14 protein-coding genes are annotated in these 18368 nt (G+C 70.3%); 8 read left to right on the top strand and 6 right to left on the bottom strand.

What is annotated here, in order from left to right; translation table 11 throughout:
* Positions 1 to 15: 15 nt before the first annotated feature.
* Complete coding sequence (locus AB0I45_RS01705) at positions 16 to 987, bottom strand: nitronate monooxygenase family protein (RefSeq protein ID WP_247425567.1); 972 nt, start codon at positions 985 to 987, stop codon at positions 16 to 18.
* A gap of 614 nt (positions 988 to 1601) precedes the next feature.
* On the opposite strand from AB0I45_RS01705, the gene AB0I45_RS01700 reads away from it, so the two are divergent.
* Positions 1602 to 2741, top strand: a complete 1140-nt coding sequence (locus tag AB0I45_RS01700; RefSeq protein WP_360316346.1) for a C45 family peptidase — start codon at positions 1602 to 1604, stop codon at positions 2739 to 2741.
* A 193-nt stretch (positions 2742 to 2934) separates the two neighbouring features.
* Here AB0I45_RS01700 and AB0I45_RS01695 read toward each other — a convergent pair whose 3' ends face one another.
* The 3 genes from AB0I45_RS01695 to AB0I45_RS01685 form a co-directional block, all read right to left on the bottom strand.
* Positions 2935 to 4056, bottom strand: a complete 1122-nt coding sequence (locus AB0I45_RS01695) for an acyl-CoA desaturase (RefSeq protein ID WP_360316343.1) — start codon at positions 4054 to 4056, stop codon at positions 2935 to 2937.
* 227 nt (positions 4057 to 4283) lie between these two features.
* Complete coding sequence (locus AB0I45_RS01690; protein WP_360316340.1) at positions 4284 to 4706, bottom strand: hypothetical protein; 423 nt, start codon at positions 4704 to 4706, stop codon at positions 4284 to 4286.
* 93 nt (positions 4707 to 4799) lie between these two features.
* Positions 4800 to 4973 (bottom strand): CsbD family protein, encoded by a 174-nt coding sequence (locus AB0I45_RS01685; RefSeq protein ID WP_137318179.1) that lies wholly within the window; start codon positions 4971 to 4973, stop codon positions 4800 to 4802.
* Between the two features lie 214 nt (positions 4974 to 5187).
* On the opposite strand from AB0I45_RS01685, the gene AB0I45_RS01680 reads away from it, so the two are divergent.
* From AB0I45_RS01680 to AB0I45_RS01660, 5 genes are all read left to right on the top strand, one after another.
* The gene (locus AB0I45_RS01680; RefSeq protein WP_295688382.1) at positions 5188 to 6060 is read left to right on the top strand and encodes a MaoC family dehydratase N-terminal domain-containing protein; all 873 of its coding nucleotides are present in this window, start codon (positions 5188 to 5190) and stop codon (positions 6058 to 6060) included.
* Positions 6061 to 6150: 90 nt separating this feature from the next.
* A complete protein-coding gene (locus AB0I45_RS01675) occupies positions 6151 to 6894 on the top strand; it encodes a DUF5058 family protein (protein ID WP_137318177.1) in 744 nt (247 codons plus the stop codon).
* A gap of 22 nt (positions 6895 to 6916) precedes the next feature.
* Positions 6917 to 7645 carry a hypothetical protein gene (locus AB0I45_RS01670; protein WP_137318176.1) on the top strand — a complete coding sequence of 243 codons (729 nt, stop codon included), beginning with the start codon at positions 6917 to 6919 and terminating at the stop codon, positions 7643 to 7645.
* 48 nt (positions 7646 to 7693) lie between these two features.
* Entirely contained in the window at positions 7694 to 8929 is a 1236-nt protein-coding gene (locus AB0I45_RS01665; protein WP_360316335.1) for an amidohydrolase, read from the top strand.
* 53 nt (positions 8930 to 8982) lie between these two features.
* On the top strand, positions 8983 to 10416 hold the full coding sequence (locus AB0I45_RS01660; RefSeq protein ID WP_360316332.1) for an amidase family protein: 1434 nt from the start codon (positions 8983 to 8985) through the stop codon (positions 10414 to 10416).
* Between the two features lie 98 nt (positions 10417 to 10514).
* On the opposite strand, the gene AB0I45_RS01655 is transcribed toward AB0I45_RS01660, so the two are convergent.
* Together AB0I45_RS01655 and AB0I45_RS01650 are read right to left on the bottom strand one after the other, a co-directional pair.
* Positions 10515 to 11624, bottom strand: coding sequence for a hypothetical protein (locus AB0I45_RS01655; protein WP_360316329.1), 1110 nt, complete (start codon positions 11622 to 11624; stop codon positions 10515 to 10517).
* 108 nt (positions 11625 to 11732) lie between these two features.
* Positions 11733 to 12473, bottom strand: a complete 741-nt coding sequence (locus AB0I45_RS01650; RefSeq protein ID WP_360316326.1) for a TetR/AcrR family transcriptional regulator — start codon at positions 12471 to 12473, stop codon at positions 11733 to 11735.
* A 102-nt stretch (positions 12474 to 12575) separates the two neighbouring features.
* Between AB0I45_RS01650 and AB0I45_RS01645 the strand changes: the two genes are divergently transcribed.
* Both AB0I45_RS01645 and AB0I45_RS01640 read left to right on the top strand, forming a co-directional pair.
* Positions 12576 to 15431, top strand: a complete 2856-nt coding sequence (locus AB0I45_RS01645; protein ID WP_360316323.1) for an MMPL family transporter — start codon at positions 12576 to 12578, stop codon at positions 15429 to 15431.
* Positions 15431 to 18010, top strand: a complete 2580-nt coding sequence (locus AB0I45_RS01640) for a YhgE/Pip domain-containing protein (RefSeq protein WP_360316320.1) — start codon at positions 15431 to 15433, stop codon at positions 18008 to 18010. Before AB0I45_RS01645 ends, AB0I45_RS01640 begins: the two co-directional genes overlap by 1 nt.
* Positions 18011 to 18368 lie beyond the last annotated feature (358 nt).

Raw genomic sequence — 18368 nt, 5'->3', positions numbered from 1 at the left:
GCGTGCGTCCGGGTGTCAGCGGACCATGTCGGCGAGGCGGCCGGTGATGATCTGCTCGGCGTCCCTGATGATGCGGGTGATGAGCTCGTCGCAGGTGGGGACGTCGGTGATGAGGCCCTGGACCATGCCCACGGTCCACTGGCCGGCCTCGATGTCGCCGTCCTCGAACACCTTGCGCCCGCGCGCGCCGGCGACGAGGTGCTGGACGTCCTTGAACTCGCCGCCCTTGGCGAGGATGTCGACGGCCTCGGTGGACACGGCGTTCTTCCGCACGCGCACGGTGTTGCGCAGGGGTCGGAAGTTGAGGATCGTGTCGAGCTCGGAGCCCTCGACGATGGCCTGCTTGACGTTGTCGTGGACCGGGGCCTCCTGGGTGGCGAGGAAGCGCGAACCCATGTTGATGCCGTCGGCGCCGAGTGCCAGGGCTGCGGCCATGCCGCGGCCGTCGCCGAACCCGCCGGAGGCGATGAAGGGGATGGAGAGCTTGTCGGCGGCGGCCGGGAGCAGGATGAGGCCGGGGATGTCGTCCTCGCCGGGGTGGCCGGCGCACTCGAAGCCGTCGATGCTCACCGCGTCGACGCCGACGCGCTCGGCCTTGAGGGCGTGGCGCACCGCGGTGCACTTGTGGACGACCTTGACGCCGTGCTCCTTGAACAGCGGCATGAAGGGCTCGGGGTTGGCCCCGGCGGTCTCGATGACGGTGATGCCCTCCTCGACGGCGACCTTGACGTACTCGTCGTAGGGGACCGGGTTGATCGTGGGGAGGATGGTGAGGTTGACGCCGAAGGGCTTGGCGGTGAGCTCGCGGGTGCGGCGGATCTCGGCGCGGAGGTCCTCCGGGGTGGGCTGGGTCAGCGCGGTGAGGATGCCGAGGCCGCCGGCCTCGGACACGGCTGCGGCGAGCGGGGCCTTGCCGACCCACTGCATGCCGCCCTGGACGATGGGGTGCTCGATGCCGAGCAGTTCGGTGAAGCGGGTTGTGATCACGGGATTCTCCTTCGACGTGCCGTGTGGACGGAGGCGCGGTGCAGATGCGCGGTGCGAGCTGCGTGATGCGCCTCTCCGGGAATTTCACCGAACCGAACGAACGAACGGACAGTGTTGAATACCGACGGTACGGCCCGCGCGCCGACATTTCAAGGCTGGGCGTGTGTCGGTGAGATCGGCGGCGGGGCTTGCGTGGCTGGGTGGGTGCGCGGCTGGTGCGCCGCGGGAGTGGCCGGGCGGCCGGGCGGTCGTGTGCCGGAGGCGTTGCCGGGTGCTCGTGCGTCGCGGGAGTGGCCTGCGAGTGGCTAGGTGGGTGGGGTTCGCGGTGCGGACCGGAGCCGGCGCGCCGCTCGGCGGTCACTTCAGTGCGATTACTCCTGAGTATCCGCACTGAATTGCACCTGGAAGCGTCCGGACCGCACTGAACTGCCCTCGGAACACCCGGGCCGCACTGGACTGACCTCGGAACGCCCGGACCGCACTGAGCTGCACCTGGAGACGCCGGGCCCGCACTGAGCTGCACCTGGAACCTCGCAACCGCACTGAACTGCTCGGCGAATCCGCCTTCCGGGCGGTCCTGTCGGCCATCCGGCTGCGCCGATAGCATGAGAACCATGTCACCTACGGAATCGCACGACCCGCAGCCGTCCCGCTTCGACACCGACCGGGTGGTCGACCCGGCGCTCGTGGAGCCGGAGCTCCTCACCGTGTCCGGCGCCGACCACGCCGCCCGCGGCCGCGGCCGAGGTGAGCAGGCCGCCCGCGGAATCGCGCTCACCGTCGACGCCTACTCCTCACTCTTCTCCCGCCTCGGGATCACTGTGGACACCCAGCGCAGCGCCGCCGAGCAGTCGCTCGCCGCACTCGCCGACTGGGACCCCGCGCAGGTCGACGAGCTCACCGGCGTCGCGGCCGGTGCCGGCCTGGAGCTGTGGCAGGTCGGGCTCGTCAATGCGCGCACCGAGATCCTCACCCTCGCCCAGGTGGACCCGCGTGAATGCTCCACCCTCGTCCACGCGGCCCCGGGTGGGACGAAGGCCGTCCAGACCTGGGACTGGCACGCGGAGTTCGCCGATGTCTGGCACTACCAGAGCGTGACCGGGGTCGACGGCGAACTCGACCACCACGGATTCGCCGAGTACGGCATGCTCGGCAAGATCGGCATGAACTCCGCGCGGGTGGGCGTCATGCTCAACATCCTCAAGAATGCCGCGGACTCGGCCGGCGGCGTGCCGGTCCATTCGGTCCTCGCCGCCGCGTTGCAGCGCGGTCGCACCGTGGTCGAGGCGGTCGACATCATCCGCTCCGCACGCACCACCTCGTCCTCGGTGATCACGGTGACCGGGTCGGACGCCGCGGTCATGGTCGAGATCGGCCCGGCCGGCACGCAGGCGTTGAGCGCCGACGGCTGGTTCGCCCACACGAACCACTTCGTGGGTTCGGAGCTGCTCGACGGAGCGCTCCCGCTCAACGCGGCGAGCATGTCCGAGGAGCGCCTCGCGCTCATCGAATCACGGGTCGCGGACGCCCCGGCGCCGGCGGACACCGCGGAGATGCTCGGCCACCTCTGCACGGGACCGGGGGAGGCGCCGGTGTGCCGCGTGCCCGAGCCCGGCAAGGGATTCGGGGAGCGGACCGCGACCCTCGTCACCGTCCAGTTCGACCCCGTGGCAGGCCGGGTGGTCATGAGCCCCGGCAGCCCGAACGACGTGGGCCGGGCGCAGGCGGTGGAGTTCAGCACGACGGCGCGGTGACATCAGGCGCAGGCACGCTCACACGTCGGTGCCCTGCCGTGTGCAGACGTCCCGCAGTGCGCCGGTGCCCGGCCAGGTGCACTGACGATTTGCGTCGCACCGACGCTCCACGCTGTGCTGTCACCCGACGGCCGAGGCGCGGGCACGGGGATCCGTGCCCGCGCCTCGGCGGTAGTGGGTGCGGGGAGGCGCGTCAGATCGCACGTCCCGTCCCGGCCATCGGGCACTCGAACGGGTCGCGGGCCTTGATGCCCACGCGGTTGAGGTAGTCCACCACGGCCCCGTAGGACTGGACGAGGGTGACCTCGGTGTAGCGGATGTCGCGCTCGGCGCAGAACTCGCGGACGATCCGCTGCGCCTTCTTCAGGTGGGGGCGCGGCATGCTCGGGAACAGGTGGTGCTCGATCTGGTAGTTGAGTCCGCCCATGAGGTACGTGTTGAAGGTGCTGCCCACGATGTTGCGCGAGGTGGTCACCTGGCGGAGCAGGAAGTTCAGCGTCGAGCGGTTCTCCAGCTGCGGCATGCCCTTGTGGTTCGGGGCGAACGAGGCGCCCATGTAGAAGCCCCAGACGGCGACCTGCACGCCGAGGAACGCGAACGCCATGCCGAGCGGCAGGTACCAGAACACGAGTGCCGGCAGCGCGATGAGGCGGATGCTCAGGAGCACGATCTCCGCGGTGCGGTTCTTGAGCTTCTTGCGGGTGAGGACGGTGAGGATCGCGTCCCGGTAGAGGTTGAGGCCCTCGAGGAGGAGGAGCGGGAAGAACAGGTAGCCCTGACGCTTGGTGAACTCGTGCGCGAGCCCGGTGCGGGCCTGCGCCTGCTCCGGGGTGAAGGCGACGACCGGGTCGAAGATGTCCGGGTCCTTGCCCTTGGTGTTCGGGTTCGCGTGGTGGCGGTTGTGCTTCTGCGTCCACCAGCCGATCGACAGGCCGACGATGAGGTTGCCCGTGATGAGGCCGTACCAGTCGCTGACCTTGTGCGAGGTGAAGATCTGCTTGTGCACCGCCTCGTGGCCGAGGAACGACATCTGCGTGAAGACGATGCCGAGCGCGGCGGCGATGAGGAGCTGGAACCACGAGTCGCCGAGCAGGACGAAGCCGGCGATGCAGCCGCCGAGGGCCGCCATGAGCACGGTCGTCATGACCCAGTAGAAGACCGGGGTCTTCTCCATGAGGCCGGCATCGAGCACGAGCCGCTTGAGGGCGGCGAAGTCGCTCGTCGCGGTGCGGGACCGGGCGCCCGCCGGGCGGGGCCGCGGTGCTGTCGCTGTGGGGGAGTCGGCGACGGTGGCCGCTGCGGTGGTGGGTGTCATGGTGAATCCTCGAGACGTCGGTGCGTGGGGCTGCCCGGGTTCACATGAGAAGCGTGGTGCGAAGCGATCCAAGTACGTTCAGGCGACGATATGACCCACGTTACAGTGCCGCGCCGGGGCGAGGACACCGTGATCTCACGAAACTGCGGATATGCACGGATTTCACATCTGGTGGCTACCAGGATCCTTGCCGGAATCGGGGCCCGGTCGCAACGCTACCGGGCGGGTCACCGCCGAGGTGCGCCAGGCGCCTCGGGCCCGGGCTCCTCCACCGGCACCGCCCGCCAGATCGCCCAGGCGAGTGCGATGCCGAGGAGTTCGGCCGCCCAGTCGCCGAACTCACCGGCGCGACGCGGCACGCCGAACGCCTGGATCACCTCGCTCGCCCCGCCGTACAGCGCGGCGATCAGCAGCGTCCAGCCGACCGGGGAGCCGAGGAGGAGCAGTGGGGTGACGAGGGCGGCGAACATCCCGAAGTGCCCGAGTTTGTCGAGTCCGGGGAGCGCGCCGGGCTCACCGCTGCCCGGGCTGTAGAGCGCGAGGAGGTGGATGAGGAAGGCGAGCGCGAACCAGATGCGCAGCACCCAGGTGCCCGCCGACGCCCGATAGTCCACCTGCTCCCCCTCCGTGGCCGGCCCGTGTCCGCTCATGCCGGCGGATGGTCCAGACTACCGGCCTGCTCGGGCACGGCAGAGCCCCGCCGTCCCTGCGGACGACGGGGCTCCGGTGCGCTCGTGCGGGCCTTACTTCTTGAAGGCGTCCTTGACCTTCTCGCCGGCCTGCTTGAGGTTCGCGCCCGATTCCTGCGCGTGCCCCTCGTTCTTCAGCGACTGGTCGTCGGAGGCGTCGCCGACTCCGGCCTTGGTCTTGCCGGCCATCTCGTCGGCCTTGTTGGAGATCTTGTCACCGAGTCCCATATGAGCTCCTTCGGTCGTCGGACCGACCCTCCTGGTCGACCCTGCACCTCGACCCTATGCACGAAACCTCAAGATCAGTTGTGAGAAAGAAGTGCCCCTGGCACGCGCGCTCCGTGGACGGGTCTGCACAGCGTCGGCGGCACTGAGTAGGCTGGGTTCGACTGCTGGAACCGCCCTGCTCACCCCACGAGCCCGCACACCCGAAGGAGTCCCGATGAGCGAGACCGTCGACATCGCCCAGCTGCAGGAGTGGATCGGCCGCTCCCAGAGCCTCGAGGACCTCGCCACCCCGGCCAAGTCCGCCGGGCTGCGCGCCACCCTCGACTACGACTCCGACCCCTGGGGCGGTCGGCTGTTCCCGGTCGGCTACTGGCTCCACTTCACCCCGGATGCCCCGCAGCACGAGCTCGCCGCGGACGGCCACCCGCACAAGGGCGGGTTCCTCCCGCCGATCCCGTTCCCGAGGCGCATGTGGGCCGGCTCCGACGTCACCTTCCACCGGCCGATCGCGGTGGGGGACCCGCTGCGCGAGGTCCAGACCATCAAGAACGTCGTCCACAAGTCGGGGCGCTCCGGCGACCTGGTGTTCCTCACCGTCGACCACGAGATCTTCGCCGCCGGCGAGCTCGCGGTCACCGACGTGCAGACGATCGTCTACCGGGAGGCCGCCCCCGCCCAGCGGGCTCCCGAGCAGTCGGCGGCCGAGCGCGCCGCGCTCGCGCCGGCCGACACCTCGGACTGGGACTACTCCTATGTGGTGCGCCCCACCGAGACCCAGCTGTTCCGCTATTCGGCGCTGACCTTCAACGCCCACCGCATCCACTACGACCGGGACTATTGCCTGAACGAGGAGGGCTACCCGGGCCTGGTGGTCCACGGCCCGCTGTCGGCGACCCTCATGGTCGACGCTTTCATGCGCAACCACCCGGGCGTAGAGCTCAAGACCTTCGCGTTCCAGGCGCGCAAGCCGATCTTCGACAACACCCCCGTCGCCTACGTCGGTCGCGAGACCGGCGAGGGCACCTACGAGGTCGGCGCGGTCGATCCCGAGGGAACGGTCTGCCTCAAGGGCACGATCACGGTCTGAAACACGGCGTTCACGTGATCGGCGTCACAGATTGCTATGGTCGAGGCGTCAATCCGTTCCCCACTGTGATCTGAATTCGAGGAGCTGCCGATGGTAGTCGCCCAGGCCAATTCGACTGACATCGGCATCATCGCCAATGCGCCGCTCCTGTGGGTGCTGGCCGCGGCCGTGTTCGCCGTCATCCTGATCCAGTCCGCGATCTACATGCTGGCGGTCAAACGCAACGCTCAGGCGGCGGACATGAGCCAGGCGGAGGTCAACGCCTCCTTCCGGGCCGGCGGCGTCGCCGCAATCGGACCGTCACTGGCCGTCGTGCTGGTCTCCGTGGCACTGCTCCCGCTGTTCGGGACCCCGCCCGTGCTCGTCCGGATCGGACTCATCGGTTCCGCTGCCACCGAGACCGCCTCGGCCTCCCTGGCAGCAGGAACGATGGGGGCCGAACTCGGCGGGGAGGGCTACACCCAGGCCGTGTTCGTCGTCGCACTCATGGCGATGAGCCTGTCGGGGGCGATGTGGCAGATCAGCACGCTCGTGCTCACCCCGCTGCTCGGCAAGGGGAGCGACGCGCTCTCCCGGGTCAATCCTGCGCTCATGTCGATCGTGCCCGCAGCGGCTCTGCTCGCAGCCTTCGCGGCTCTGACGATCACGGAGATCCCCAAATCCCTTGCGCACATCGCGGCAGTGGTCGCCTCCGCCATCGTCATGGCGATCTGCCTGGTGCTCGCGCGCGTCCTGTCCCAGGCCTGGTTGCGGGAATGGGCGCTGGGAATCGCAATCGTCGGTGGTCTGATCGCCGCCTACGCCGTCCACCACGCCGGTTTCGGCGCTGCGTGAGCATCGAGTAAGGAGAACCATCATGACGACTGCCGCCCCGGATCTCGAAGCGCTGCATCGCAACTACTCCAAGACGACCTATCTGTGGGGCAATGTCACGATGGTGGCCTGCCTTCTGCTGGCCACCGCAGTGCCGTTCTATCTCTATTTCTCGACCGACCTCGGTATCGAGGTGTCGCATATCGTCACCGCCTTCATCGCGGTGGCCGCCGTCTACGGCGTGTTCTGGGTGGTCGAACCCGTGACGTACTTCCCCATCCTCGGTCCTGCCGGGATGTACCAGGCGTTCATGATCGGCAACATCTCCAACAAGCTCGTGCCGTCGGCGATCGTCGCCCAGTCGACCATCGGAGCCGAACCGGGAACTCGAAAGGCCTCGTACTCAGCGACCGCCGCGATCTGCGGTGCCGCCGTGGTGCATGTGCTCTCCATGCTCGTGCTCGTCGGCCTGCTCGGCACCTGGCTGGTCTCGATCACCCCGGAGCCGATCACCGAGGTCGCGCGGCTGTACATCCTGCCCGCGATCCTCGGCGGCGTCACCGTCCAGCTCATCGCGACGCTCAACCAGGTGCGTGCGACGATCATCGCTCTCGTCGTCTCGGCCGTGGTGGTCCTGCTCATCGTGCCGTTCAGCCCACCGCTCGTGAAGTCCTTCGCCACGGCCATCGCAGTCATCGCCACGATCGTCATCACCTGGTACGCGCGGGACCGCAAGGTCCGCAGCAGCTCCGACACCGCTCATATCAACTGACACGACTCACCCGATACGCTGGCCACACGCCGACTCCAAGGAGACCCCATGGCACTCGATACCACCTTCCGCTCCGCGCTCGACGCCGAGATCCCGGCGCTCGTGGAGATGTATCAGCACTTCCACCGGCACCCGGAGCTCTCGATGCAGGAGCACCGCACGGCCGACACCATCGAGGAGCACCTGCGCTCGTACGGCCTCGAGCCGTTCCGCTGCGGCGGGACCGGGGTCGTCGCCGTGATCGAGAACGGCGAAGGGCCCGTCGTCGCCTTCCGCGCCGACACCGACGGCCTCCCGATCGCCGAGCAGACCGGGCTGCCCTACTCATCGGAGGCGACGGGAACCCTGCCGGGCGGCACCGAGACCCCGGTCATGCACGGCTGCGGCCACGACACCCACATCACCTCCGGCCTGGGTGCTGCGAAGCTCCTGACCGAGCACCGGGACCGCTGGTCCGGCACCGCGATCATGATCTTCCAGCCGGGCGAGGAGACGAGCGCGGGTGCTGCGGCGATGCTCGAGGACGGGATCTGGGACCGGGTGCCCCGCCCGGACGCGATCTACGGTCAGCATGTGTGGCCCGGCGTGGCCGGCACCGTGAACATCACCTCGGGCACGGCGATGGCGATGGCCGACTCCCTCGAGGTCATCGTCCACGGGCAGCAGGCGCACGGCTCGCAGCCGGAGAACGCGGTCGATCCGATCGTGCTCGGAGCCTTCATGATCACCCGCCTGCAGACGATCGTGTCCCGGGAGATCTCCGGACGGGACTCCGCGGTGCTCACGATCGGCGTGTTCAACGGCGGGCTCAAGGAGAACATCATCCCGAGCAGCGCCCGCTTCACCATCAACATCCGCACCTACGACGAGGCGGTGCGGGAGATCGTGCTGACCGCCGTCGAGCGCATCGTCACCGCCGAGGCGCAGGCTTCCGGGGCGCCTGCCCCGGAGATCCGCCCGATGTACGGCTTCCCGCCCGTGGTAAACGACCCGGACCTCACCGCATCGCTCATCCGCGCGCTCGGGGACGAGCTCGGCGAGGGCGCCGTCAACGTCACTCCGCCGGTCACCGGCTCGGAGGATTTCGGACGGTTCGGCGACGCGATCGGCGTGCCCTACGTGTTCTGGTTCTTCGGCGGCTATTCGCAGGCGAAGGTCGACGACCCCGAGGAGGTGCTGAGCAATCACTCACCGTTCTTCGGTCCCGACGAGGTCGAGACCACGCTCGGCACGGGGGTGCGCGCGGCTCTCACCGCACTCCTCGGGCACCTCGGCTCCCGCTGAGGCGCCCCGGCTCCACTCGCGAACGATCACCCCGCTCAGAAGGAAGGCGCACAATGACCAGTGAGCTCACCTGGCTGTCCACCCGAGAACTCGCCCACCTCATCGGCACCGGTGAGCTCAGCGCCGTCGACGCCGCCGACGACCATCTCGAGCGGATCGCCGAGGTGAACCCCACCATCAACGCCGTCGTCACCCTCGACGCCGAGGCCGCGCTCGCCCGGGCGGTGGAGGCCGACCGCGCCTATGCCGCCGGTGAGCGGCTGCCGCTGCTCCACGGGGTGCCGATGACGCACAAGGACACGCACAGCACGGAGGGGATGCGCACGACCTTCGGCTCGCCGGTGTTCGCCGACAACGTGCCGGACGCCGACTCGCTCGTCATCGCCCGGCTCCGGGCCGCGGGGGTGAACACCACGGGCAAGACCAACGTCCCGGAGTTCGCCGCAGGCTCCCACACCTTCAACCCGCTGTTCGGCACGACGGTCAACCCCTACGACCCGTCCCGGTCGGCGGCCGGTTCCTCCGGTGGCGTGGGCGCGGTGATCGCCGCCGGCATCCAGGCCTCGGGAGACGGCTCCGACATGGGCGGATCGCTGCGGATCCCCGGGTCGTTCAACAACGTCGTCGGTCTGCGCCCGACGAACGGGCGGCTCCCGCACGTGCCACCGCAGGACCCATGGTCCTGGCTCTCGCAATCGGGCTTCATGGCGCGCACCGTGGGCGACGTCGCGCTCCTCATGCAGGCCGCGTGCGGGCCCGACCCGCGCGGACCCGGATCGATCGACGAGCCCGGAACGGTGTTCGACCTGCCCGAGTTCCGGCTGGGTGCCCGGTACGAGCCCGACCTCGACGGACTCCGGGTGGGCTTCGCCCCCGATTTCGCGGGGCGCGTCAGGGTCGAGTCGGCAGTGCTCGACATCGTGCGAGCCGCGGGCCCGGTGTTCGAGGAGCTCGGGGCGCAGATGAGCGAGGAGTGCATCCGGCTCGACGACGCCGACGAGGTGTTCGACACCCAGCGGGCCTACGACTTCGCGCTGAACTGGGGCGAACTCGTGCGGTCCCGGCGCGCGGACATCAAGGAGGCCGTGGTGTGGAACACCGAGCGCGGGCTCGCGCTCACCGCGGACGAGATCATCTCAAAGGACCGGGCGCGCGCCCGGCTGCGGGAAGCCGTGGCGGAGTACTTCACCGAGCACGACGTCCTCGTCACCACGATGGCGCAGGTGCTGCCCTTCGACGCGGGGATCGAGTACCCCACCGAGATCGAGGGGGTGCCCTTCGAGACCTACCTCGACTGGATGCGCTCGGCGACCCTGATCTCCGCCACCGGGTGCCCGGCGATCTCCGTGCCGGCAGGCTTCACCGCCTCCGGGCTGCCGGTCGGCATCCAGATCGTCGCCGCCCCCGGCCGGGACGTCGACCTGCTGCGCGTCGCACACGCCTTCGAGACCGCGACCGGCCACCACCTGCGCCACCCGGAGATCTGAGGGTGCGCTGAGCCGGCGGGGGATGCCGCCGGCGATCTCGGACTGCCCGGCATCGGTCGTGCCGTCCCACGGAGTGACGCGGGGGTGACCGCTCCGGGCTAGACCGTCGCCGCAGCCCGGTCGTACGCGGCCACGAGGGCGTCATCGTCGGTGAGGGCGTCCCGGATGAGCTGCCACGGCACGACATCGAAGCCCTCCGCGCCGCCGTCGGCATCGCCGCCGGCGAACCGGACGAACGGCTGGCCCGAACGGGGGTCGTCGGCAGGGACCTCGGCCGCGAATCGCCACGTGCCGAACCCTGCCCGCCGGATCACCTCGCCGACGTAGCGCACCGCACCGGCCAGGTAGGCCTGCTCGTCCTGGCCGGTCATCGCCTCCGCATCGGAGTAGCGCTCCCGCAGGTCCGCTGTGAGGCGCTCGAGCGCTGCACGGCCGTACGCCCAGGCCTCCATCCCGCCGCCCTGCTCGTGGATCCACGCGGCGATGACCGGCTCGACCCCGCCGAGGAAGGCGTCGAGGTGGTCCTGCTCCGCTTGCGAGGGGCGCTCCCCGCCGGCCGAGAGGTCGATGCCCGTGCTCGAGCGGTTCGGCGTGCCCTGCTCGCCGAACTCCGCGAGCGCGTTCGCCAGTGCGGTGACGAAGGTGTCGCCGCGGCGCTCCTGCACCGCGGTCATGAGGAGTCCGACGAGGGAGATCGGGGTTCCGGCGGCCTCCCCGGCCGGCGAGTCCGGTCGGATGAAGGGCATCCCATGGCCGGTCCCACCGTCCGGGTCGATGTCCCAGGTGCCGCCCACCGTGCGGAGCAGGGTCTCGCCGACGTAGCGGACCAGCCCTTCGGAGAACGGCTGATTCTCCGCGGCAGCGACGGCCGCCGGGGAGGGCAGGCGGGTGAGCGCGAACGCCTCGACCCACGGCAGGGAGGCCGGGGAGAAGTCCTTGCGGAACTCCCTCTCCTCGTCGTCCTCGCCGACGGTGATCGCGCGCGGCAGAACGGCCTCGACGAACGAGCCCAGCTTGACGGGCATGTTGGACAGGAAGGCGCGGAACTCGGCGCGCTTCGCCTCGGCGTCGGCCGTGCTGGGCGCGGCGCCTCCGGCCGCCTCGCTCGTGTCGGGCGTGCTCACAGTCGCAGGGTCCTGCGCTGCGGTGTCCTGGACCGCAGGGTCCTGGGCGGTGGGGTTCGGGTCGGTGGGGTTCGCGTCGGTCATGCCCACCACCCTAGTGGCCAAAAGCCCGTCCGGGGCCTGGCGGGGGAGCACACTCAGGGGAGTATGCGCAGCCGAATTCGCTCAGGGGAGCGCGGGCAGTGCGAGTGCTCAGTCGAAGACGACGAACGCCCGGAGGATCCGGAAGGTCGGCTGCGGGTCGATGATCAGCGGGCCGGTGCCGGGCCACTCCGGGATCGCTTTCACCGAGGCCTCCTTGACGACCACCGCGAGGAGCTCGACGAGAGCGGCCGCCGGGATCGTCGTGCGACCGCCCAGCCGGTCGAGCACTGTATCGATGACCGCGGCGAACTGCCGGAAATAGGCGGCGAGCAGCTCCTCGTACTTGTCGAGCGGCTCGGGGACGCGCAGGGCGTGGAGGTGGATCTCGCGTTCGGCGAGCACCCAGTCGACCGATTCCGGGTATTCGATGAAGAAGCGTTCCAGAGCGAGCTCCATGAGGCGCTGCGGGTCCGCGGTGCCGATCGAATCGGCGACCTCGTCGAGACCGGACTCGGCGGCCTCGTTCACGCGGTCCATGGCACGCTTGATCCCGGAGTCGCACACGGCGAGGACGAGCGCGTCACGGGAGGCGAAATTCGAGTAGAAGGCGCCGCGCGTCATCCCGGCGGCCTCGGCGAACTCCTCGATCGAGGTGCCCGCGACGCCCTTGGCGGCGAGCAACGGGATCGCGGCCTCGATGAGCTTGGTCCGCGTGCGCAGCCGACGCGGTGAGATCGACTCGGCGGCGGGTGCCGGGGCAGCTGCCGCCGCAACGACGGACGAGCCGTCGCCGGGGGGCTGCGCGGACTGTGCTGCGGGGGCGGCCTCGCAGCGGTCCACGGTGTTCATCGATTCCTCACGTCCTTGTTGCTCGGTCCATTTGCCATCCGGCCTCCGGCCCAGAATAATACACAACTGTATCCAATACATTTCCGTATCGAGAGTGGTGTCGTGTCCTCTTTTCTCTACGAACTCGGGCGGGCCGCGTTCCGGCGCCGGAAGACCGTCGCCGCGATCTGGGTGGCCCTGCTCGTCGTGCTCGGCGGCCTCGCCGGCCTGCTCGCCGGTGACTTCGACGACGACTTCACCCTGCCCGGCTCAGAGTCGCAGCAGGCACTCGACTCGCTCGCCCTCACCTTCCCCGAGGTCAGCGGCACCGCCGCGCAGGTGGTCGTCGTCGCCGCCGAAGGGGACGACATCACCGCCGAGCCCTACCGCAGCGCCCTCGAGGACTTCGCCGACGACCTCGGCGAACTCGACTCCGTCAACTCAGCGACCTCGCCGTTCATGGACGGAATCGAGGGCGTGATCTCCGACGACGACCGGGCCGCGCTCGTCAACATCCAGTACGACGGCGCGGTCGCCGAGCTCGGCGACCCGGTCAAGGACGCCCTCGCCGAGGCCACCGACGCCCTCGTCGCGGACCTGCCCGAGGGCACCCAGGCCTCCCCGGGCGGTGAGCTGTTCGGCGTCACCGGGGTGCACCTGTCCTGGGTCGAGGCCGTCGGCGTCGTCGTCGCCTTCGTCGTCCTCCTCTTCACCCTCGGCTCGCTGCGGGCCGCCGGCATGCCTCTCGTCACCGCGATCCTCGGTGTCGCGATCGGCATGGTCCTCATCGTGCTCGCCACCGGCTTCTTCGTGGTGAACTCGACGACCCCGATGCTCGCCCTCATGCTCGGCCTCGCCGTCGGCATCGACTACGCGCTCTTCATCATCTACCGGGCCCGCGACCTCATGGCAGACGGGCACTCCGCGGAGGAGGCCGCCGCCCGGGCGACGGCCACCTCGGGCTCGGCCGTCGTGTTCGCCGGCACCACGGTGATCATCGCGCTCGTCGGCCTCAGCGTCGCCGGCATCCCCTTCCTCACCGTGATGGGCGTGGCCGCAGCGATCACCGTCGCGATCGCCGTCTTCATCGCCGTCACCCTGGTCCCGGCCCTGCTCGGCTTCGGCGGGGAGAAGCTGCGGCCCAAGCCCCGGAAGGCGCGCCGCGACGGCACCGAGAAGCCGCGCCTCGACCGGCGGCTGTTCGGCGCCTGGGAGACCGTCGCGACGAAGGTCCCGGCGCTCACCGTCGTCATCATCATCGTCGGCCTGGGCCTCTTCGCGATTCCCGCCCAGCGCCTCGAGCTCGCCCTGCCGGGCAACGGCGGGGCGGAGGCCGGGACGCCCGCGAAGGAGAGCTACGACCTCATCGAGGAGAACTTCGGGCCCGGCTTCAACGGCCCGCTCGTCATGACGGCCGGCATCATCTCCTCCACCGACCCGCTCGGCGACATGGAGTCCCTGGCCGAGGACATCGAGGCCGTCGACGGCGTCCACTCCGTCGTCATGGCCACCCCCAACCGGACCGCCGACACCGGGATCGTGCAGATCATCCCCGAGTTCGCGCCCGACGACCACCGCACCAACCAGGTCGTCGAGGACCTCCGGGGTCTCGCCCCGCAGATCGAGGACGACTACGGCTTCGACACCGCGGTCACCGGCTACACGGCCGTCGCGATCGACGTGTCCGACCAGCTCGGCAAGGCTCTGCTGCCCTTCGGCATCTTCGTCGTCGGCCTCTCCGTCATCCTGCTGACCATGGTGTTCCGCTCGATCTGGGTGCCGATCAAGGCGACCGTGGGCTACCTGCTCAGCGTCGTCACCGCGTTCGGCGTCGTCGTCCTCGTGTTCCACGACGGCTGGCTGTCGTCGATCATGGGCGTCGCGCAGACCGGACCGGTCATCAGCTTCCTCCCGATCATCCTCATGGGCATCCTGTTCGGCCTCGCGATGGACTACGAGCTGTTCCTCGTCTCCGGCATGCGCGAGGCCTACGTCCACGGCGCGGGCGCACGTGAGGCGGTCCGCAAGGGCTTCCTCGGCTCGGCGAGCGTCGTCACCGCGGCCGCGGTCATCATGATCTCGGTGTTCGGCGCCTTCGTGCCCGTGGGCGAGGCGATCATCAAGTCGATCGCGCTCGCGCTCGCCGTGGGCGTGTTCGTCGACGCGTTCATCGTCCGCATGACCCTCGTGCCCGCCGTCATGGCGCTCCTCGGGGACCGTGCGTGGTGGCTGCCGAAGTGGCTCGAGCGGATCATGCCCCACTTCGACGTCGAGGGCGAAGGGCTCTTCCACCAGGTGGCGCTGCGCGACTGGCCGCAGCCGGACTCCCCGTACCGCGTGTACGGCGAAGGGCTCGGCCTCGACGCTGCCGGTGCCGGCTCCGACCCGCTGTTCGACGGCGTCGACGTCGCGCTCCTGCCCGGCGAGGTGCTCGTCGCCACCGGTCGCGGGTCCGGCCACCTGCTCCTCGCACTGTCCGGCCGGCTGCCGCTCGACCGCGGCGAGCTCAAGATCGGCCGGGAGGTCATGCCCGAGCAGGCCGGCCGCGTCCGCTCCCGCACCCCGCTCGTCGTCGTGAGCGCCGCCGACCCCGCGCTCACCGCCGGTCCGGCCCGCCTGCGCGCACTCGCCCAGGACCCGCCCGCGCTGCTCGTCGTCGATCGCGCCGACCAGCCCGCGGACCCGGAGTCCGCGCGCCTCGTCACCGCGCTCGTCGCCGCAGCGGTGGACGCCGGCTCCGCCGTCGTGCTCGCGGTCAGCCACCCGCAGGCGGACTGGATGGTCCCGGCACGCACCTCGTACACCTTCCTCGACCTCGACGACCACCGCCGCGCCCCGGACTCCGCGCCCGGCGCGTCGGCCGGCCGCGGAGGATCCGGACCGGCCGGCGGCCGCCCCGCCGGCCCCGACGCCCCCGGGCCGGCAGACGGCTCCCGGGGCGACACCGACCACGCGCAACTCATCGGAGGAACCCGCTGATGGCACTGTTCGAACGCGCCGACACCGGCCGTCCCGTCACCTGGCTCTCGATCCTGGGACTCATCCTCGTCCCGGTGATCATCGCCGCCGGGTTCGTGTTCGCCGCCTGGCAGGCGAACGACCGGCTCGACTCCGTGCGCGCCGCTGTCGTCAACAACGACGAGGGCGCCGAGGTCGACGGCCAGACCGTGCCGCTCGGCCGACAGCTGTCCGCCGGGCTCGTCGACTCCGAGGAGGACAACCTCGACTGGGTGCTGTCCGACGACGCGGACGCCGCCGATGGCCTGGCCAGCGGCGAGTACGCCGCCGTCATCACGATCCCCGAGGGGTTCTCCCGCGCCGTGATGTCGAGCGGCGAGGACGACCCGCTGCTCGCCCGCCAGGCGACCATCGACGTCACCTCCTCCCAGGTGTCCCCGCTCGCCGACGCGACGATCGGGCAGGCGATCGCCGAGGTCGCCCGGACCCAGTTCAACACCGGCTTCACCTCCCAGTACCTCGACAAGATCTACCTGGGCTTCAACGACATAGGCGAGCAGTTCCGCGAGGTCGCCGACGCCGCCGGCGAGATCGCCGACGGCACCGAGCATCTCTCCGAGGGCACCGGGGACGCCGCCGAGGGCGCGACCGCGTTCGCCGACGGCGCCGAGCAGCTCGACGCCGGCTCTGGCCCGCTGGTCGAAGGGGCGAACGGGATCGCCGACGGCGCGGGCGGCCTCGCCACCGGAGCACGTGAGCTGTCCGGCGGTGCGAACGAGCTCGCCGACGGCACCGAAGAGCTCGCCGGGGGCGCCGGCGAGCTCGCCGATGGCGCTGATGAGCTGTCCGACGGGCTCGGCCAGATGCGGGATCAGACCGCGGACCTGCCGGATCAGACCCGGCAGCTCGCCGACGGCGCCTCCCAGCTGTCCGAGGGCGTCGACGAGTACACCGGCGGCATCGATGAGCTCGTCCGCCAGCTCGGCGAGTTCGACACCGGTGGTGAGGACGGGTCGATCGAGGACCTCACGGACGGCCTCAACGAGCTCTCCGACGGCTCCTCGCAGCTCGCCGACGGAGTCGCCGGGATCAACGACGGACTCGGGGAGTACCAGCAGGGCCTCGACGACCAGGCGGCGGCCGCCGGGAACCTCGCCGGCTCCGCGACGAGTCTCGACGACCTCGTCGCCGCCGGTCTCATGACCGAATCCGAGGCGCAGGCCACCCGCGCCCAGCTGTGCCCCAAGGGCACAGCGCCTGAGGTGTGCGCCGGGACGGAGCGCGCCTTCGTCACCGGTCTGCTCTCCGGCACCGCCGGCGCGCTCGAGGGCGCTTCGGCGGGACTCGATCAGCAGGACCCGCGGACCGGGCAGTCGATCAACTCCGGGCTCGACGAGCTCGAGGACGGGGCCTCCCAGCTCGACGACGGGGTGCAGGAGCTCGCCTCCGGACTCGGCGCCGCGCTCACCGGGCTCGTCGAGGGCCTCGCCGAGTTCACCGACCGCTCCGATGAGCTCCTCGACGGCTCCCGGCAGCTCCGCGAGGGCGCCTCGGGCCTGGCCGACGGCACCGACCAGCTCGCCGACGGCATGGGGGACCTGAGCGACGGGATCGGCGCCTCGGCCGACGGCGCCTCCCAGCTCGCCGACGGCACCGACCAGCTGGCCGACGGCACGGGTGAGCTCGCCTCGGGCGCCCGGCAGCTGGCCGACGGCACCGGTCAGCTCGCCGACGGCGCCGACGAGCTGTCCGCCGGGGCCGGGGAGTTCACCACCGGGCTCAGCGCCTACACCGACGGGGTGGGCCAGCTGTCCACCGGAGCCGGCGACCTGGCGACCGGTCTGACGGAGCTCGACGAGGGCACCGGCGAGCTCGCCGAGGGCACCCGCCAGCTCGCCGACGGCCTCGACGAGGGCAAGGACCAGATCCCGTCCTACACCGCGCCCGAGCGCGATGCGCTCGCCGAAGCGGTGTCCGAGCCGGTCGCCGCCGACGACGGGCTGCTGGGCTCGATCTCGCAGGCCTCGACGATCGCGCTGCTGCTCGTCATGGCGCTGTGGCTGGGTGCGCTCATCACCTACACCGTCGTGCGCGCCGTGTCGGCGACCGCCGTGACCTCCCCGAAGCCGTCGTGGGCGATCATGGCCCGGGGCCTGCTGCCGGGGCTGCTCGTGGCGGTCATCCAGGCGGTGATCCTCACGTTCGTCGGGCAGATCGTGCTCGAGCTCCACTTCTTCGATCTCACCGCGCTGCTCGTGCTCGCGATGTTCGCCGGGATCGTATTCATGGTGGTGAACTACGCGCTCGTCGCCTGGTTCGGCGGGGTCGGTCGCTTCGTGTCGGTGGCGCTCGTCGTGCTCGCCGTCGCCGGCCGGGCGCTCGGTGCGACGCCGGACTTCTTCCAGGCCGTGGCACCGTTCCTGCCGCTCACCCCGGCCTTCGACGGGGTCACCGCGATCGCCACCGGAGCGCCGGGCCTGGGGGCGGCGTGGGCCGGACTGTTCGGCTGGTTCGTCATCGGCACCGGCGCGGCGATCATCGCGGTGGCCCGGAAGCGGACGCTCACGGCCGGCCAGGCCTCCCGCCTCGTCCCCGCCTGACACCTCGATATCCGAAGGTTCCTGAGAGCGGAACCTTCGGATATCGAGGTCTCACGCGGTCGTGACCGGGAGTGACAGTGCTCAGAGCGATCGTCTCCGGGACATCAGTGCTCGGGGCGGCAGTGCCCGCGTCATCGACCTGCCATCTGTGCTCGACGCGTTCGTCGACCTACCATCTGTGCTCCGATACGACCCGGATTATCGAGCACAAGTGGCAGGTCGATGGTCAGACCGAGCAGAAGTGGCAGTTCGAGCGGTAACGGCAGGTCGACGACTGCGAAGAGCCTCAGATGCTGCAGTTCTGCAGTTCTGCAATGATGCTCAGATGCGGCCGGGCTGCTCAGGCGCAGCCCCGCTC

This window comes from Brevibacterium sp. NPDC049920 (assembly GCF_040656435.1).
In the GTDB taxonomy this organism is placed as follows: Bacteria; Actinomycetota; Actinomycetes; order Actinomycetales; family Brevibacteriaceae; genus Brevibacterium; species Brevibacterium pityocampae.
Note: the sequence above shows the minus strand (reverse complement) of the source record. Positions and strands in the feature narration are given on the sequence as shown.

Excerpts from the sequence above, each read along its gene's own strand:
- AB0I45_RS01700 (WP_360316346.1), top strand. The coding sequence starts at position 1,602 with ATGTCACCTACGGAATCGCACGACCCGCAGCCGTCCCGCTTCGACACC.
- AB0I45_RS01695 (WP_360316343.1), bottom strand. The coding sequence starts at position 4,056 with ATGACACCCACCACCGCAGCGGCCACCGTCGCCGACTCCCCCACAGCG.
- AB0I45_RS01690 (WP_360316340.1), bottom strand. The coding sequence starts at position 4,706 with ATGAGCGGACACGGGCCGGCCACGGAGGGGGAGCAGGTGGACTATCGG.
- AB0I45_RS01685 (WP_137318179.1), bottom strand. The coding sequence starts at position 4,973 with ATGGGACTCGGTGACAAGATCTCCAACAAGGCCGACGAGATGGCCGGC.
- AB0I45_RS01680 (WP_295688382.1), top strand. The coding sequence starts at position 5,188 with ATGAGCGAGACCGTCGACATCGCCCAGCTGCAGGAGTGGATCGGCCGC.
- AB0I45_RS01675 (WP_137318177.1), top strand. The coding sequence starts at position 6,151 with ATGGTAGTCGCCCAGGCCAATTCGACTGACATCGGCATCATCGCCAAT.
- AB0I45_RS01670 (WP_137318176.1), top strand. The coding sequence starts at position 6,917 with ATGACGACTGCCGCCCCGGATCTCGAAGCGCTGCATCGCAACTACTCC.
- AB0I45_RS01665 (WP_360316335.1), top strand. The coding sequence starts at position 7,694 with ATGGCACTCGATACCACCTTCCGCTCCGCGCTCGACGCCGAGATCCCG.
- AB0I45_RS01660 (WP_360316332.1), top strand. The coding sequence starts at position 8,983 with ATGACCAGTGAGCTCACCTGGCTGTCCACCCGAGAACTCGCCCACCTC.
- AB0I45_RS01655 (WP_360316329.1), bottom strand. The coding sequence starts at position 11,624 with ATGACCGACGCGAACCCCACCGACCCGAACCCCACCGCCCAGGACCCT.
- AB0I45_RS01650 (WP_360316326.1), bottom strand. The coding sequence starts at position 12,473 with ATGAACACCGTGGACCGCTGCGAGGCCGCCCCCGCAGCACAGTCCGCG.
- AB0I45_RS01640 (WP_360316320.1), top strand. The coding sequence starts at position 15,431 with ATGGCACTGTTCGAACGCGCCGACACCGGCCGTCCCGTCACCTGGCTC.